The sequence below is a fragment of the Actinomycetospora aurantiaca genome (assembly GCF_037401875.1).
Lineage (GTDB): Bacteria > Actinomycetota > Actinomycetes > Mycobacteriales > Pseudonocardiaceae > Actinomycetospora > Actinomycetospora aurantiaca.
The window spans coordinates 155,563-171,955 of the sequence record NZ_JBBEGN010000009.1; the positions used below are offsets into that span (position 1 = coordinate 155,563).

Annotated in this window: 15 protein-coding genes; all 15 read right to left on the reverse strand. The window is 75.7% G+C overall.

The window, feature by feature from the left end; genetic code table 11:
- Nucleotides 1-102: 102 nt before the first annotated feature.
- The gene (locus WCD74_RS18905) at nucleotides 103-624 is read right to left on the reverse strand and encodes a GIY-YIG nuclease family protein (RefSeq protein ID WP_337696422.1); all 522 of its coding nucleotides are present in this window, start codon (nucleotides 622-624) and stop codon (nucleotides 103-105) included.
- A 65-nt stretch (nucleotides 625-689) separates the two neighbouring features.
- Nucleotides 690-1,865: an MFS transporter gene (locus tag WCD74_RS18910; protein WP_337696423.1), complete on the reverse strand. Its 1,176-nt coding sequence runs from the start codon at nucleotides 1,863-1,865 to the stop codon at nucleotides 690-692.
- Nucleotide 1,866: 1 nt separating this feature from the next.
- Complete coding sequence (locus WCD74_RS18915) at nucleotides 1,867-2,922, reverse strand: spore photoproduct lyase family protein (RefSeq protein WP_337696424.1); 1,056 nt, start codon at nucleotides 2,920-2,922, stop codon at nucleotides 1,867-1,869.
- Nucleotides 2,910-4,007: a nuclease-related domain-containing protein gene (locus tag WCD74_RS18920; RefSeq protein ID WP_337696425.1), complete on the reverse strand. Its 1,098-nt coding sequence runs from the start codon at nucleotides 4,005-4,007 to the stop codon at nucleotides 2,910-2,912. Before WCD74_RS18920 ends, WCD74_RS18915 begins: the two co-directional genes overlap by 13 nt.
- Entirely contained in the window at nucleotides 4,007-4,510 is a 504-nt protein-coding gene (locus tag WCD74_RS18925; RefSeq protein WP_337696426.1) for a DUF2505 domain-containing protein, read from the reverse strand. Before WCD74_RS18925 ends, WCD74_RS18920 begins: the two co-directional genes overlap by 1 nt.
- 43 nt (nucleotides 4,511-4,553) lie before the next feature.
- Entirely contained in the window at nucleotides 4,554-5,342 is a 789-nt protein-coding gene (locus WCD74_RS18930) for an alpha/beta fold hydrolase (protein ID WP_337696427.1), read from the reverse strand.
- Nucleotides 5,342-8,713 (reverse strand): molybdopterin cofactor-binding domain-containing protein, encoded by a 3,372-nt coding sequence (locus tag WCD74_RS18935; protein WP_337696428.1) that lies wholly within the window; start codon nucleotides 8,711-8,713, stop codon nucleotides 5,342-5,344. Before WCD74_RS18935 ends, WCD74_RS18930 begins: the two co-directional genes overlap by 1 nt.
- Nucleotides 8,710-9,198, reverse strand: coding sequence for a (2Fe-2S)-binding protein (locus WCD74_RS18940; protein ID WP_337696429.1), 489 nt, complete (start codon nucleotides 9,196-9,198; stop codon nucleotides 8,710-8,712). The genes WCD74_RS18935 and WCD74_RS18940 overlap by 4 nt, the downstream gene beginning before the upstream one ends.
- A gap of 36 nt (nucleotides 9,199-9,234) precedes the next feature.
- A complete protein-coding gene (locus WCD74_RS18945) occupies nucleotides 9,235-10,749 on the reverse strand; it encodes a GMC family oxidoreductase (RefSeq protein ID WP_337696430.1) in 1,515 nt (504 codons plus the stop codon).
- A gap of 78 nt (nucleotides 10,750-10,827) precedes the next feature.
- The gene (locus WCD74_RS18950) at nucleotides 10,828-12,099 is read right to left on the reverse strand and encodes an MmgE/PrpD family protein (RefSeq protein WP_337696431.1); all 1,272 of its coding nucleotides are present in this window, start codon (nucleotides 12,097-12,099) and stop codon (nucleotides 10,828-10,830) included.
- Complete coding sequence (locus WCD74_RS18955) at nucleotides 12,096-13,100, reverse strand: LLM class flavin-dependent oxidoreductase (RefSeq protein WP_337696432.1); 1,005 nt, start codon at nucleotides 13,098-13,100, stop codon at nucleotides 12,096-12,098. The genes WCD74_RS18950 and WCD74_RS18955 overlap by 4 nt, the downstream gene beginning before the upstream one ends.
- Nucleotides 13,097-13,939, reverse strand: a complete 843-nt coding sequence (locus tag WCD74_RS18960) for an alpha/beta fold hydrolase (RefSeq protein WP_337696433.1) — start codon at nucleotides 13,937-13,939, stop codon at nucleotides 13,097-13,099. The genes WCD74_RS18955 and WCD74_RS18960 overlap by 4 nt, the downstream gene beginning before the upstream one ends.
- Nucleotides 13,936-14,919: a DODA-type extradiol aromatic ring-opening family dioxygenase gene (locus WCD74_RS18965; RefSeq protein ID WP_337696434.1), complete on the reverse strand. Its 984-nt coding sequence runs from the start codon at nucleotides 14,917-14,919 to the stop codon at nucleotides 13,936-13,938. The genes WCD74_RS18960 and WCD74_RS18965 overlap by 4 nt, the downstream gene beginning before the upstream one ends.
- Nucleotides 14,916-16,250, reverse strand: a complete 1,335-nt coding sequence (locus WCD74_RS18970) for a hypothetical protein (protein WP_337696435.1) — start codon at nucleotides 16,248-16,250, stop codon at nucleotides 14,916-14,918. Before WCD74_RS18970 ends, WCD74_RS18965 begins: the two co-directional genes overlap by 4 nt.
- A complete protein-coding gene (locus WCD74_RS18975) occupies nucleotides 16,247-16,390 on the reverse strand; it encodes a hypothetical protein (RefSeq protein WP_337696436.1) in 144 nt (47 codons plus the stop codon). The genes WCD74_RS18970 and WCD74_RS18975 overlap by 4 nt, the downstream gene beginning before the upstream one ends.
- Between the last annotated feature and the right edge of the window lie 3 nt (nucleotides 16,391-16,393).

Genomic DNA, 16,393 nt, shown 5'->3' on the forward strand with positions numbered 1-16,393 from the left:
GGCCATGCTGACACTGGACGTCTTATACGTGGGCGGTACGGGCACCTCCCGGTGCCAGCAATGCGTCACTCCTTGCACTTAGTGCCAGAAAAGGCGGCACCCTCAGGGGCGCCGGAACACCTCGCCCGCCGGGCGCACCGGCTTCTCGCCGGCGGCCGCGAGGAACCGCTGCTCGGCGTCGACCGCGGCGTCCGAGGACAGCGCGGTCGCACCCAGCCGCTGGACGACCGGACCGACCAGCTCCGCCGCCCCGTCGTCGGGAAGAGCCGTGAGGAGCAGCCGCTCGCGCATCCAGTCCGTGAGCCGCTCCTCGTCGGCCTTCGCGAGCACGACCTCCGCGGCCCACGTGGGGGCGAGTCCGAGGTCGTCGAGCAGCAGTCCGGCGAGGACGCGGCGGAGGCGGGACACGCCGGTGCGGTAGAGGTCCTGACGGCGGATGCGGTTGCGCAGCATGCGGGCGGAGCCGACGTCGAGCAGTACCCGGCCGTCGTGCTCCGCGCCGCCGAGGCCGAGATCGGTCGCCGTCCACCACGCGTACAGCCCCGGCGCGCCCGGGAGCCCCGCGACGGTCTCGTCGAGGTCACTCGGGGGCGCGAGCAGGGCGGCGACGGCGTCCTCGATCATTCGACGATTGTCCGATATGACGTCCGATCATGACGTCCAGCGTCAGCATGGCCGCAGTGCTGACGTCAGGAGGACGGCCGCGCCCGCAACGATCGTGCGAGCACCGCCGCGCCGAGCGCCGCGACCGGGACGAGCAGCAGCCCCGTGCCCACCGAGGAGGCGTCCGCGATCGCCCCGATCACGGGCGGGGTCACCAGGAACCCGAGGCGGGCGAGGAAGCCGACCACGGCGATGCCGTCGCCGGGGCGGACCCCCGGCACGGTGCCCGCGGCCGCGAAGGCGAGCGGGAACAGCGTCGCCACCCCGAGCCCCGCGAGCGACCACCCGACGACCGCCGCCACCGGGTGCGCCACCAGCAGCGCGACCGCCAGCGCCACCGCGGCCACCAGCGCTCCGAGGCGCGCCACCCGCGCCGCCCCGAACCGGTCCACGACGCGGTCGCCGCCGATCCGACCCGCCGTCATGAAGACCTGGAAGGCGACGAACGGGAGGCCCGCGACGAAGGCGCCGGCGCCGAGGTCGTCGCGCAGGTACACCGCGCCCCACGACGCCGAGGAGTCCTCCACCGCGCCGGAGCACACCATGAGCCCGGCGATCGCGAGCAGCCCCACCACGGCGGGCCGCGAGCGCAGGACCGACCGCACACCCCCCGACCCGGAGGGCGACTCCGGCGCGTGCGGCGGGTCCGGCACGACGAACACCCACGCGAGCGCCGAGACCACCACCAGGACCACCGCCACCGCCGTCAGGTGCCAGCCGATCGGCACCCCGAGGCCCGCGGCGCCCGCCCCGAGCAGGCCGGCCCCGACCGCGGCGATGCTCCACGTGGCGTGCAGCCCGTTGATGATCGACCGGCCGTAGCGCTCCTGGACGACGAGGCCCTGCGCGTTCATGGCGGCGTCGGTCCAGGCGTCGGTGACCCCGAGGACGAACAGGGCCGCCGCGAGGGCCCACCACCCGGGGGCGACTGCGACCAGCGGCAGCAGGAGGGCCCCGAGCAGCGAGACCGACGCCGCCACGCGCCCGCTGCCGAACCGCGCGACCAGCGGCCCGGCGAGCACCCCGAGCAGTAGCGCGGCCGCCGGGAACGCCGCGATGGCGGTCCCGAGCTCGGCGTTGGAGAGCCCGAGCCCGTCGCGCAGGGCGGGGAAGCGCGGGACCAGGGAGTTGTAGGTGGCCCCGTTGACGACGAACAGCGCCATGACCGCCCCGCGGGCGCGGCGGTCGACCGCCGTGGTCACCTCAGAAGGCATAGCGGATCGTCAGCCAGGGGGCGTGCACGCCGACGAGCTCGCGGAACCGCGCGACGGCCCGGCGCTTCACGTCCACCCGGTAGCGGACGTTCTCCTGGCCGTTCTGCGAGGTCTTGGCCTCCTGCGCCTCGGGACGCCACAGCACGTCCTCGGCCTTCGGGTGCCAGCCGAGGTTGACCTCGTGCAGGCCCTCGTTGTGGGTGAGCAGGATGACCTCGCAGGCGGTGGCGGCGCGGGTGTCGGGCGTGAGGGTGTCGGTGAGCTCGTCGAGCAGGGCGGCCCAGCGGCGCTGCCAGCCCTCGCGCAGGACGACCGGGGAGAAGTTGAGGTGCACCTCGTAGCCCGCCGCCCGGAAGTCCTCGATCGCGCCCATGCGCTCGTCGATCGAGGAGGTGCGCAGATCGAGCAGCTGGGCGTCCTCGCGCGGCATCAGCGAGAAGCGCACGCGGGTCGAGCCCTGCGGGTCGAGGTCGAGCAGGTCGCGGTTGACGTACTTGGTGGCGAACGAGGCCTTCGCCCCCGCGAGCCCGCGGAAGTGCGCGATCGCGTCCGCGACCCCGTCGCTGATCGTCGCGTCGACCGAGCAGTCCGAGTTCTCCCCGAGGTCGTAGACCCAGTCGACCGGGTCGCACTGGTTCGCCTCGGGCTTCGGACCGGTGCGGGCGAGGTGCCGGCTGACCGCCCGGAGGATGTCGTCGACGTTGGTGAACACCGTGATCGGGTTGGCGTACCCCTTGCGGCGCGGGACGTAGCAGTAGGCGCACGCCATCGCGCAGCCGTTGGCCGACGACGGCGCGATGAAGTCCGCCGAGCGACCGTTCGGCCGCACGGTCAGCGCCTTCTTCTCGCCCAGGACCAGGTTCTCGGCCTTCACCCGCACCCACCGGGACACGTTGCCGGCGTTGCCGTGCAGCTCGGGGATCGCCCAGTGCGAGTCGACCTCGCGGATCTCGGCGTCCGGGAACCGCGCCAGCACCTCCTGGCCCCGCATCGACACCAGCGAGGCGGGCTCGGCCCAGATCGTCCCGACGTCTAGGAGAGCCACGTGTCCGACCGGCGCGCCACCACGTAGGTCTCTTCGATCGCCGCCGCGGTCAGCCGGTCGCCGCGGCTACGCAGCTCGCGCGCCAGGTCGCCGGCGCGCGTGACGACGACGCCGCGCGGGCGGCTGTGGTTCACGATCGTCGCCCCCACCACGACGACGACGGGTGTCACGCCGGGCGGGTTGAGCACCTCCTCGAAGCCCGCGGCGAGCGCGATCCCCTCCGCGAGCCGGTCCGCGACCTCCTCGGCGACCGTACGGATCCGGGCGAGGTCGAGGTGCTGGCCGTCGATCTCCAGGCCCTCGGTCGACGCGTGCACCTTCCCCCCGGGCTGCGGGCGGTCCTCGAGGACGAACACGCCGCTCGGGCAGATGACCAGGTGGTCCACGGTCGCGATCTCGCCGCCGACCCGCACGTCGACCCCGTGGAGCATGCGCCACCGGGCGGCGCGGGCCAGCCGGGCCGACACGGGCGCGGCCAGCTCGCGGCTGAGCGCCCCCGCGACCTCGAGGCGGGCGTCCGCGCGCAGCCGCAGGGCCTTGTCGTCGTCCCGCCGCCCGGCCCGGCGCGCGTCCGCGGCCCGGCGGGCGAGACCGTGGTCGGGGGCGTGGCGGGCGAGGTCGGTCCAGGTCTCCTCGAGCCGCTGCCCGGTGCGTTCGTGGCCGGGTGCGCGGGGCCCGCCGTCGTCGAAGGCGTCGAAGCGGTAGCCGTCCGCGGAGTCCGCGGACCAGCCGCCGGCCGGGGTCGGCACCCCGGCCTCCAGGGCCGCCGTGGCCCGCGGCTCCTCCCGGCGCGCGGGTGGGGCGGGGGCCCCGCCGTCCGCCTCGCGGGGGCGGCCGAGCCGGGACCGTCCGCGCTGCCGGCGCGACGGCGCCACCGGCGCGCCGTCCGGGCCGAACCCGGGGAACGGGTCCAGGCCGTGGGCGGTGAGCCACTCGTCGAGCTCGGCGACGAACGTCGCCCGGAAGGCCGGCGGGACGTCGGACACCGTCCCCGTCTCCAGGTCGTAGGTCCCGAGGCGGCTGCCGTAGGGGGAGATGACGACGACCTTGTCGCCGCGACCGAGACGATTGCGTCGGGCGGGCATCAGTCGACCCGCGCGTCGAGCCAGCGGGTGATGTTGTCGTGCTCGACGCGGGTCAGCTGCCGCACCCCGTCGGCGACCGCGCCCTCCACGAACATCCCCGCCAGCGGGATCGTCACCGTCACGTCCACGTCCACCTCGAGCACACAGCCTCCGTGCCCCGCACCGTTCCGCACCGCCATCGTCCCCTCCGCCCGCACCGGGGCGAGGGGCACGGTCACCTCGACCGTGCCCGCACAGCGGTCGTCGGACAAGCTCCACCGCTCGGTGCGTCGCAGCACGAGCCCGCCGGTGAGCAGGCGCCCGATCGCCGGCGGCACCTGCCCGGTGGGCACCGGCTGCCGGACGACCACCTCGACCCGGGAGCCCGACACCTCGTGCCGCTCCACCTCGCCGCCGCCGCCCGCGTCCAGCCGCGCCCGGTGGAAGTCCGGGTCGGCGAGCGCGCGCGCGAACGCCGAGACCGGGTGCGGGTACTCCCGGTCGGCGTGCAGACGGGTCGTCACATCCCGTCACCCTAGGTGGAACCCGGCACCACGGCACGGGACCTCACCGTGCGGACAGCCACGTCCGCACGGTGTCCGCGAACAGCTCCGGGCGGTGGTCGACCGAGGGGACCCCGGTGCCGGGCAGCAGCGCGCTCTCCGACCCCGGGATCGCGTCGAGGATCTTCCCGACGTCGGGTCGGGAGAAGGTGTCCAGCTCGCCGCACAGCACCAGCGCGGGCGCGGTGACGAGGCCGATCCGGTCCTCCATGCGGTAGCGGTTGACGGCCTCGTGGCCCTCCTCGACCCGGTCGAGCACGGCGACGGCGTCGTGGACGAGCCGTTCGAGCAGGTCGGGGCGGTCGGCGGGGTAGTAGGGCGCGCGGTTGTCCCAGAGCCGCTGGAGGTGGCTGCCGTCGGCGGCGCGCTCGACGTGGTCGATCGGCGGCCGGCCGGTGGCGACCTGCTCGCGCCGCGCCGCGTCGACGTAGGGCATCCCGGAGAGCACCAGCGCGGACACCCGGTCCGCTGCGGCGGCCGCGATCTCGACGGCGACGACAGCTCCGGTGTGGTGCCCGACGAGGGTGACCGCGTCGAGGCCCAGGGCGTCGAGCAGGTCGAGGATCCCGGCCGCGAACGCCTCGATCGTCCACCGCTCCGCCGGCCCGTCGGAGAGGCCGAAGCCGGGCGTGTCGGGTGCGACCGCGCGGTGTGTGGTGCCGAGCAGCCCCAGCACGTCGCGGTACTCGTCCCACGAGCGCGGGGTCTGGTGCAGCAGGAGCACCGGCTCCCCGGTGCCCTCCTCGGCGTAGTGGATCTGGCCGTACCGCGTCGGGGCGAACCGGTGCTGCATCAGGGCTCCAGGATCCGTTCGACGGCCTGCTCGACCAGGCCCGCGGCCGCGTCGAGCTTCCAGGCGTTGCGCGGCAGGGGGTGGGCGTGGCGGTCCAGCTCGGCGTCCACGAGGCGCCGCACCGTCGCCACGTCCGGCCGGGTCCCCTGCAGGGCCGCCTCGACCGCGGCCAGCCGCCACGGCGTCGGCGCCAGCGCGCCGAGGACGAGGCGCACGTCGCGCCAGGTGCCGTCCTGCGCGGGAACGACGGACAGCGCCGCGGCCGCCGTCGCGAAGTCGCCGGTGTAGAGGCCGAGCTTGGTGTAGGCGCTGCGGCGGCCCGCGACGAGCGGGACGCGGACCTCCTGCACCAGCTCGCCGTCGGCCAGGACGGTCTCGCCCGGCCCGGACCAGAACGCCGCCGCCGGCACCTCCCGACGCGCCCCTCCGGCGCCGACCAGCACGACGACGGCGTCGAGCGCGGGCAGGACCGTGCCGAGGTCGGACGGCGTGACCGCCTGGCACCGGTGACCGTCGACGGCCGCGTGCTGGAAGCGGTGGTCGCCGAGGACCGCGTAGCAGGGGCTGGTCGGGCCGTTGCGCTTGTAGCAGTCGAACCCGTTGCGGAAGAACCAGCAGCGCTTGGCCTGGACGAGGTTGCCCGCGACCGTGGCGGTGTTGCGGATCTGCGGGGAGGCGATCGTGTCGATCGCGGTGGCGAGCGCGGTGGGTACGGAGGGGTGCGCCGCGAGCTCGGTCAGCGTCACGGCCCCGCCGACGTGCAGGTCGTCCCCGACGACGGCGAGGCGGCGCAGCTCGGTGACGGCGGAGGTCGCGACGAGCACCGCGGCCGGCCGGGGCTGGCGGGCGCGGTCGGGCAGGACGTCGGTCCCGCCGCCGAGGGCCTGCGCGTCCGGTGCGGCGAGGGCGGTGAGCGCGTCGTCCAGGCCGGTGGCCAGGTGGACGGCCGGCGCGGGGGCCGGCGGGCGGGAGCGGGCCCGGCGGGCGGATCCGAGCCGGGTGCCGTACCGGTCGAGGACGTGGTGCAGGCCGAGCGGGTACAGCGCCCGGATCGCGGCGATCCACCACCGCGACGGCCGCCGCCACACCCCGTGGCGCCGCCGCCGGCCCTGCTGCTCGGCCAGGGCGGTGAGCACCTTGTCGGGGGTGATCGGCAGGTCGCGGATCCGCACGCCCACCGCGTCCGCGACGGCGTTCGCGACGGCGGCGCCGGGCGGCACGATCGACATCTCGCCGACCGACTTCGCGCCGTAGGGCCCGGCGGCCTCGTGGTTCTCCACGACGTGCGCGCGCACCCGCGGCACGTCGGCGTTGCGGGGCAGGGCGTAGTGCAGGTAGCTGGTCGGCACCACGCGCCCGCCCTCCCGGACGAGCTCCTCGCCGAGCGCGGCGCCGAGGCCCATCACGGCGCCGCCGACGATCTGGCCCTCGACGGCGGTGGGGTTGATCGCCCGGCCGACGTCGTGGGCGGCGAGATAGTCCACGACGTGCACCGCGCCGGTCCGGCGGTCGACGTCGACCACGGCGCCGTGGGCGGCGAAGGCGTAGCTGGGGGAGAGGTTGGCGCGGTCGCGGTCGGGTGTGAGCATCTCGGTGCCCTCGAGGACGTAGCTCGACTCGTGCGAGAGCACCCCGTCGCAGGCGTCGTCGGCGAGCCCCACCAGGTCGCCGAGCTCGACGTCCTCGTCCCCGGCCCGGGCACGGCCGCCGGCCAGCGTGACCGCGTCCGCGTCGACGCCGAGCTTGTCCGCGGCCAGGGCCCGGAGCCGGTCGCCCAGCTCGCGGGCGGCCTGCCCGACCGACGAGCCGGTCATGTGGGTGCCGCGCGAGGACCAGGCGCCGAGCTCGAACGGGGTGCGCTCCGTGTCGATCGAGAGCACGGAAACGTCCGCGAGGTCCACCCCGAGCTCGTCCGCGGCGATCTGGGCGAGGATCGTGTTCTGGCCGGTCCCGGCGTCGGAGCCGCCGTGGCGGACCTGCACCCGCCCGTCGTCGGACAGGTCGATCGCGGCGTCGCTGCGGTTGGCGAACTCGTAGGCGTAGGCGCCGCTGCCGTGCGAGCCCGCGGCGACACCGCGGCCGCGCGAGACCGGTCCCGACGACGGGCGCGCCCCCTCCCAGTCGAGCCCGTCGCGCACCGCCACGAGGCAGTCGCCGAGCCGGTTGGTGCCCACGCGGTAGCCGCACAGCGTCTCGGCGTGCTCCGGGGCGAGGTTGCGCAGCCGCAGCTCGATCGGGTCGATCCCCAGGCGCTCGGCGATCTCGTCGACCTGCGACTCCATCGCGAGCGAGACCTGCGGGGTGCCGTAGCCGCGGAACTGCCCGCCCGGCTGGGTGGCGGTGTCGACGAGCCGCGCGGTGAACGCGACCCCGTCGGGCCGGTACATCGAGCCCAGGGTGATCACGCCGACGCGCATCACCGAGGTCCCCATGTGGTTGTAGGAGCCGTTATCGACGGCGATGTCCGCGTCGAGGGCGCGCAGCACGCCGTCGGCGTCGGCGTGGGTCGCGAGCGTCGTCGCGAACCGGTGGCGGGGCTTGTTCGCGCCCAGCTCCTCCTCGCGGGACAGCGCGAGCAGGACCGGACGGCGGGCGGCCCGGGCGAGGGCCGCGGCGAGGACCTCGTGCTCGGAGGCCTTCGACTTGCTGCCGAACCCGCCGCCGGTCGCGACCTCCCGGATGACGACGTCGTCGTGGGCGATCCCGAGGAGCTGGGAGACCTCCTTCGCGAGGAACCACGGCGACTGGGTGGAGGTCCACAGCTCGACGTGGTCGGAGTGCCAGACGGCGAGCGTCGTGTTCGGCTCCATGCAGGCGTGCGAGACGCTCGGGTACGAGAAGCCGCCGGTCACCGACACCGACGCCGCCGCCCGCCCCGCGTCGGCGTCGCCCCACACGGTGTCCAGCCGCATGGACACGTTCGGCTCGTCGGTGGTGCGCACGTGCAGCCGGCGGGCGCCGGATGCGCGGGACTCCGTCGTCGTGAGCGGGGCCCGCCGCACCCGGTAGCGGACCCGGATGGCGCGCACCGCGGCCAGGGCCTGCTCGGGGGTCTCCGCGGCGACCGCCGCGACCTCCTGCCCGACGTGCCGCACCACGCCGTCGGCCAGCGGCGGGCGGTCGGAGAGCGGGCCGCCGCGGTGCACGTAGCGGGCGCCGGGGGCGAAGTCCGCGGCCGTGATCACCGCGTGGACCCCCGGCATCGCGCGCGCGGCCCGGGTGTCGATCCCGCGGACCTCGGCGTACGGGTGCGGCGAGCGGAGGACCGCCCCGAGAAGGTGCTCGCCGGGCAGGTCGGCGGTGAAGAGCGTGCGTCCGGCGCTGCGCGCGTCCCAGTCGATCGGGCGGACGCGGGCCCCGACCCAGGTCACGACGCCACCTCGGTCGCGCGCTCGGCCCGCTCGTCGGCGACGGCGCACACGGAGGAGACGATCGCCTGGTAGCCGGTGCAGCGGCAGATGTTGCCGGACAGGGCGTGGCGGACGTGCTCGCGGCGGGCGCCGTCGTCGTCGGGCAGCCCGGTGCGCAGCAGCGCGCAGGCGTGCACCACCTGGCCGGGCGTGCAGAACCCGCACTGGAACGCCCCGGTGTCGGCGAAGTGCTCCCGCAGGTCCCGGCTCTCCTCGGCCAGGCCCTCGCTCGTCTCCACCGGCTCGTGCACGAGCACCGCCGGGGTGATGCAGGACATCGTCGGACGCCCGCCCACCAGCACCGTGCAGGCACCGCACTCGCCGCGCCCGCAGGCGATCTTGGCGGCGGTGAGCTGCAGCTGGTCGCGCAGCACCGTCGCGAGCGAGGGCAGCCCGGAGACGTCGACCTCGCGGGGTCGACCGTCGACGACGAGCGTGTGGGGCACGGGGCCTCCCGGTGGTGGACGGGTGGAGGGCGGGCGTCAGGCGATGAGCTCGGCGGCCCGCTCCGCGATCATGACGGTCGGCGCGTTGGTGTTGGCCGAGGTGATGGTCGGCATCACGGAGGCGTCCGCGACCCGCAACCCCTCGATCCCGCGCACGCGCAGCTGCGGGTCGACGACCGCGTCGTCGCCGGTGCCCATCGCGCAGGTGCCGACGGGGTGGAAGTAGGGCAGCGCGGCGCGCCGGACGAACTGCTCCAGCGACGCGCGGTCGGTGCCGCCCGGGGCGACCCGCCGGGCCACGAGCTTGCGGAAGGCGGGCTGGTCGGCCAGCTCGAGCCCGATCTCCACCCCGGCGACCGCGGCGTCGACGTCCGCCGGGTCGGTGAGCATGTTCGACCGGAGGTCCACGCCGCCGTCCGCCGTGAGCCGCAGACGCCCGCGGCTGCGCACGCCCATGACGCCGGGGGCGAGGACGAAGGCGTTCGCGGGCACGGGGTGGGCCGCGGCGACCTCGGCCGACACGTAGGGGATCTGCACCGACACGAAGGTCAGGTCGGGGACCGCCACGTCGGGTGCGCTGCGCCAGAAGGCCATCGAGCCCTCCAGGTTGTCGCGCAGCGGCGGGAGCTCCTCGGCGGCCTCGAAGCACAGCCCGGCGAGGATCGGGTGCTCCTGGAGGTTCTCGCCCACCCCGGGCAGGTCGAGGACGGGCTCCACCCCGACGGCGCGCAGGTGCTCGGCCGGGCCGATGCCGGAGGACAGGAGCAGGCGGGCGCTGCCGATCGACCCGGCGCACAGCACGGTCTCCCGCCCGGCCCGGATCTCGTGGGTCTCCCCGTCGACCCGGAACCCGACCCCGACGCAGCGTCCGCCCCGCAGCGTGAGCCCGGTGACCTGCGCGCCGGTGACCACCGTGAGGCGCTCGTGGTCGAGCACCGGGCGCAGGTGCCCGGTCCAGGTGCTGGTGCGCACCCCGTCGTGGACGTCCATGGTGATCGGGCCGGCCCCGAGCGGTTCCGGGATGTTGATGTCGTCGAGGTAGGGCATGCCCGAGCTGATGCCGGCCTCGACGAGGGCCTGCGCCACCGGGTGCAGGTCGGTGCACCGCTCGATGCGGACCGGCCCGCCCGCGCCGTGCACCTCGGACGCGCCGTCCTGCCAGTCCTCGCTGCGGCGGAACGCGGGCAGCACCTCGTCGAAGCCCCACCCGGTGGCGCCGCCGGCGGCCCACCCGTCGTAGTCGGCCCGGTGCCCGCGCACCCAGACCAGCGCGTTGGTGCTGCCCGACCCGCCGAGCACGCGGCCGCGGGAGAGCAGCAGCGTGCGGCCCTCGAGGCCGGGTTCCGGGCCGTAGGTGTAGGTCCAGTCGTGGCCCGCCCCGATGTTCTCCACCCAGCGGGTCGGGTCGGTGGACGACCCGAGATCGTCGGGGGAACCGCCGGCCTCGAGCACGACGACGGTGCCGTCGGTGGTCTCGAGCAGGCGGCGGGCGAGGACGCAGCCGGCGGAGCCGGCGCCGACCACGACGTAGTCGGCGGAACGGGGTGGCACCACGACGACCTCCGATGCTCGTACTTTGTACGGGACAGTGAACGACCGGTGTCTGGCCGACGTCAAGCAACCGTCGTGTTACGGCCCGACCAGGCGTCCGACGTCCGTGACGGCGTCCAGGTCCAGCCAGGGGGCCAGGGCGTCCCGCGCCGACCCGGTGAGCGCCGCCGTCCGCGCGAGCAGGACGTCGTCGGACAGCGGCCGGTCCGGGTGGCCGGGAGGGACGAGGCAGGTCGCGGTCGCACCGCGCACCTCGACGTGCGCGCCCCACCGGGCCGGGAAGGCGGCGTCGAGGTCGGCCGACCCCGTGAGCTGCACGCCGGTGCGCGGGCCCCGGGCGAGCCCGGCGGCCACCTCGCGGAACCACCCGGGGTCGTCAGCCCGCCCGAGTGCGTGTCCCCGGACGGCGACGGTCGCGCTGGCCGCAGCGGTGGTGGGGTCGTCGGGGGTCTCGGTCGCGGTGACGAAGGCGCGGGCGGCGGTCGGCAGGGCGACGGTGACGACGTCGCCGTCGTCGGGTCGGACACCCCGGTCGGCGAGCTCGTCGAGCGCCGCCAGCACGGACTGCAGCGGGCGGGAGCACGGCCAGCGCTTCGATCCGGTGGCGGCCAGGTGCGGGCCCGTTCCCGACGGCGGGTCCGGGACGCGGCCGAGCGCGACCGCTCCGGGACCGTCGAGCAGCGTCGTCGACGCGGTCAGGCCCGCCCGGGCCCCGAGGGCGGCCCGCAGCCCGGCGCGGGCGGCGGTGCCGCCGAGCAGGTAGTGGCCGTGGCCGAGGACGTCGGCGGAGAGCAGCCCGCCCAGCGACGTGGAGGCCAGCGCGAGCGCCGTCGTCGTGCCCGCCTCGTCGAGGTCGAGCAGGACCGCGGCCGCCGCGGCCGCGGCCAGCGGGCCGAACACCGCGGTCGGCCAGCGCCCGGTGGCGTACAGGGCGGGCCCGCCGAAGCGCAGGCTCGCCTCCGCCCCCGCCTCGTAGCCGGCGACGACGGCTCGGGCCAGCTGCTCGCCGGTGATGCCGTCGGCCAGGGCCAGCACCGTCGGGACGACGACCGCCCCCGACGCCATCGCCGACGGCCCGTGCAGCGGGTCCAGCTCGTCGAGGTGGGCGAGCACGCCGCCCACCTCGACGGCGTCCTCGGGACGGCGCCGCCCGGGCACCCCGGGCAGCGCCACCCCGTCCGGGTCCTCGCCGACCAGCGGCAGCCAGGCCCGCGCCAGCGGGTGCGAGGCCCCCGACGCGAGGCAGCCGAGTACGTCGAGGACCTGGCGGCCCGCCTCCCGGCGCGTCGCGGCGTCCGCGTCGTCCGCCGCGGCGCGCGCCCGGGAGGCGAGCTCGTCCAGCGTGGTCACGACCGGAGCCGCCCCAGCAGGTCGTCGGACAGGTCGCCGAGCAGCCGGTGCGGGAGGTCGTAGGAGCCGACGTGCTGCAGGAACACACCGTCGACGCCGGCCGCGGCGAGCTCGGCCACCCGCACCTCGATCTCCTTCGCGCTCCCGACCAGGCAGAACTCCCGGGCGAAGCGGACCACCGACGCGTCGTCGACGTACGGGTCGCAGAACCGGACGGCCGCGTCCCAGTCCTCGGCGTGCACGAGGTCGGGGTAGACGCCCTCCACCGTGGCCGGTGCCGTGACCTCGATCCCGGCGGCCGCGAGGGCCGCACCGCCGCCGTTGCGGGCGATCTCCACGCACACCGGCTTGAGCTCGCGGGCGTCGCGCTCGACGTCGTCGGTGACCCGGCAGAACGCCGACACCGTGATCGGCACCGGGCTCCGCCCGGCTGCCTCCGCGCCCTCGGCGACCCGCGCGGTGGCGAAGGCCAGCGGCCCGGGGGCGACCCCGGAGAGCAGGATCGCACCGTCCGCGACCTCGCCGGCCAGGCGCAGGTTGCGGGGCCCGCTCGCGGCCAGGTGCAGCGGGACGTCGATCGGGTCACGCAGGCGCGACGTCACTGGACCGAACCCCACTTCGTCGCCCGAGAGCAACGCCCGCACCGTCGCCAGGCCCTCGCGCAGCGCCCGGCCCGTCGACGGGGCCATCCCGACCGGCCCGACGGAGCTGTTGCCGACCCCGACGCCGAGGGTGAAGCGGCCGTCGGCGACCTCGGCCACGGTCCGCGCCGCGGAGGCGACGATTGACGGGTGCCGCGTCGCGACGTTGGTGACCGCCGTACCGAGCCCGACCCGCTCCGTCGCCCCGGCCACGGCGGAGCAGACGGTGAACACGTCGCGCCAGAGCAGCTGGGAGTCCGGGAACCAGAGCTGGTCGAGCCCGGCCGCCTCGGCCTCGCGGGCGAAGGCGACGAGGTCGGGCACGGGCGCGCACGGCGGGATGCGCAGGCCGACCTTCACGAGAGGAAGGTCAGCGCGAGGTCGTTGAACCGGGCGGCGTGCTCGTGCTGGGGCCAGTGCCCGCACTCGCCGAGGGTCTCCAGCTTCGCGCCGGGGATCGACTCCTGCATGCGGTGGGCCTCGGGGACGTCGCCGAACGGGTTCTGCGCGCCCCAGACGATCAGGGTGGGCGCCTCGATCCGGGCCATCTGCTCCGGCGTGAGCAGGTCCTGCGTGCGGTTCTCCATCTCCTGCAGGCACAGCAGGTGGTCGATGCCCGCGACGAAGGCCGGGCGGTGGTAGATGCGGTGGCGGACGTCGACCAGCTCGTCGGTGACGTTCGCCGGGTCGAACATCAGCAGCTCGAGGCGGCTGCGGGTCAGCGCCCGGTCGTCGGTCTCGACGGCGCGCCGGGTGCTGGTGCGGATGCGCTCCATTACCTCGGGGTTCGCGACGGTTCCGCCCGGCGCGACCAGCACGAGACGGCCGACGCGCTCCGGGTGGTCCGCGGCGAGCCGGCCCGCGACCCAGCCGCCGAGCGACTCGCCCAGGATGTGCGCGCGCTCGATGCCACGGGAGTCCAGGTACGCCAGCACGTGCTCGACGTAGCGCGGGATGCGCAGGTCGCCGCCCGGGTTCTCGGTGTAGCCGTGGCCGAGCATGTCCAGCGCGTGGACGGAGAAGCGCTCCGCGAACGCGGGCACGTTGCGCACGAAGGCCTCGAGGTGGCCGCTCGTGCCGTGCAGCATGACGACGTGCTCGGGGCCGTGGCCGGCCCGCAGGACGCGGGTGGTCGCGCCGCCGACGGGCTCGTGGGTGATCGAGTAGGAGACCTCGGCGAGGTCGGTCCAGAGGGTCATCGTGCGGCCTCCAGGGTGGTGGTGGGGAGGGGGAGGTGGGCGGGGGTCATGACGGAGACGCCCATGCCGGTGAGCCACGGCCCGACGGCGGCGTAGGCGGCCGTCGTCGTGCGCGGGGGGCCGTCGGGGCCGTGCAGGGCGGCCTGGACGGCGATCCACGAGCGGATCTCGTGGGCGCCGTTGCCGGCCTCGGCCTCGAGTTCGGCGTCGGACATCCCGAGGACCTCCGAGAGGTCGCCCGCCTCGAGCGCGGCGAGGAAGCGGGCGTCGAAGTCCGCGTTGATGTCGGGCTCTGCGGCCCGGATGATCTGGCGGCGCCGGACCTCGTACTGCGCCCACGAGTCCCGGCCGTTCAGCCACGCCTCGACCAGGAAGCGGTCGTCGTCGGAGAGGGTCTCGAACCACTTCGGCCACGGCAGGCGGTGCGAGAGCCCGCCCGAGGCGATCAGTGCCACCCGGCGGTCGACGCCGTCGGCGCGCAGCACCCGGCCGATCGTCGCCCCGAGGGCCGCGCACCGGCGCAGTGGCGGCAGCGGCGGCGCGAACATGTTCACGACGACGGGAACGACCGGCACGTCCAGCGCGGGCACCAGGTGCTGCAGGGAGTGCGTGATGCCGTGGTCGACGGTCAGGCGCAGCGAGAACGCCGGGTCGAAGCCGTCGTCGACCATCCCGTCGACCAGGGTCCGGGCGAGGTCGGGGTCGACCGGCAGCGGCCCGCCGGGGGTCCCCGCCTCGCCGGCACCGAGGACCTCGCCGACGCCCACGGTGATTGCGGGCATCAGGTCGAGGAACATGCCGCGGAAGTGGTTGGACCCCACGACGACGACGGCGTCCGGTGCGGCCGCGGCGAGCGCGTCGCGGGCGACGCCGAGCCCGTCGCGGAAGCGGTGGGCCTCCGGCAGGTGGTCGACCTCGTCCCAGTGGGTGTTCATCAGCGTGCTGTGCGAGGCCCCCAGGCCGAGCACGATCTCGCTCACGACGGTGTCCTCTCTCGGGTGCACAGCGACACGGCGGTGTGCACGAGGTGCCGGGCCAGGCGCAGCGCCTCCCGGATGTCGACGACGTTCATCCCGGCCGGGAAGTCCAGCGGGATCGGTGCGTCGGGGCCGATGCGGTCCATCCCGATGCGGGCCGTGGGAAGGCCGCGGCCCCGCAGGATGTTCGCGTCGGTCGCGCCGCTGTTGGCGACGATCGGCGCGTGCTCCCGGCCCTCGAGGTCCTCCCACGCGGCGACCGCGGCGGCGACGACCGGGGCGTCCGGCGGGGTGTGGGTGCCGGGGATCGCGAGCGTCATCTCCCAGTCGACGTCCAGTTCGGGGTGCTCGGCGACGATGGTCGCGATCGCGGCCGCGAACTCGCGGCGCACGTCGGCCGGGGTGGAGCGCGGGCTGGTGCGCAGGTCGACGGTGATCCGGGCGAGCGCCGAGGTGGCCGACGCGAGCCGGGGCCAGCCGCCCTCGACGCTGGCGACGATGCCCTGCGGTGCGACCAGCCCGTCGGTGTGCGCCGCCGCGTACCGCGGGAACCACTCCTCCAGCGCGGTGATCACCGTGGCCGCGTGGGCGACGGCGTTGCGGTAGGGCATCCGGTGGCGGGAGCCGACGTAGGAGAAGGCCCCGCGGACCCGCACCTCGAACCAGCACAGGCCCACCTCCTCCCACGCGACCGCCCAGCCGGGCTTGGCGATCACGGCGTGGTCGGCCCAGACGCCCTGCTCGAGCAGGTAGGAGCAGCCGACGCCCTGGCCGGTGTTGCGGCGGGTGAGCCCGCGCGCGTCGCGGCCGTTGGTGGGCATGCCGCCGGCGCCGAGCCCGACGAGCAGGTCACCGCGCAGCGGGATGCCCGCCGCGGCGATCGCCTCGGCCGCTGCGACGACGGCGGCGCCGTGTCCCTTCGGGTTGCTCGCACCGAGCCCGAGGACGTGGTCGCCGTGGACCTGCGCCCGCGGCTGCATGTCCGCGCGCAGCTCGGGGCCGATCCAGGGCACGTCCTCGGCCGCGTCGCCGACCGTGAAGGTGTCGATCGGCGCGTAGAGCAGGAGGCTCTCGCCCGTGCCGTCGCCGGCGAGGCGGCCGTGGGCGTTGGCCTGCCGGTCGTCGAGGGGCTGGACGCGTCCGGCGAGGCCGGCGGCGTCGAGCTGCTCCGCGAGCCACGCGGCCAGCGGTCCTTCCTCGCCGGTGGGGCTGGGGATGTCGACCATCCCGACGACGAGTTCGCTCAGCCGGGTCGCGGACAGCTGCGAGCAGGCGTCGTCGACCCAGCGTCGTTGCTGCTCGGAGAGGGTGTCGGCCCGTGGTGGGGCGCTCATCGGACGGGCCGGACGGTGCGGACGGTGGTGCGGCGGCCGAGCTTCGCGAGGAGCCCGGTGCGGGCGGCGACGGCGGTGGCGGCAGCGATGGCAGTGGCACCGAGCAGGGTGGCCGCGGCGGTGGTGGTGGTGCGGGACATCGG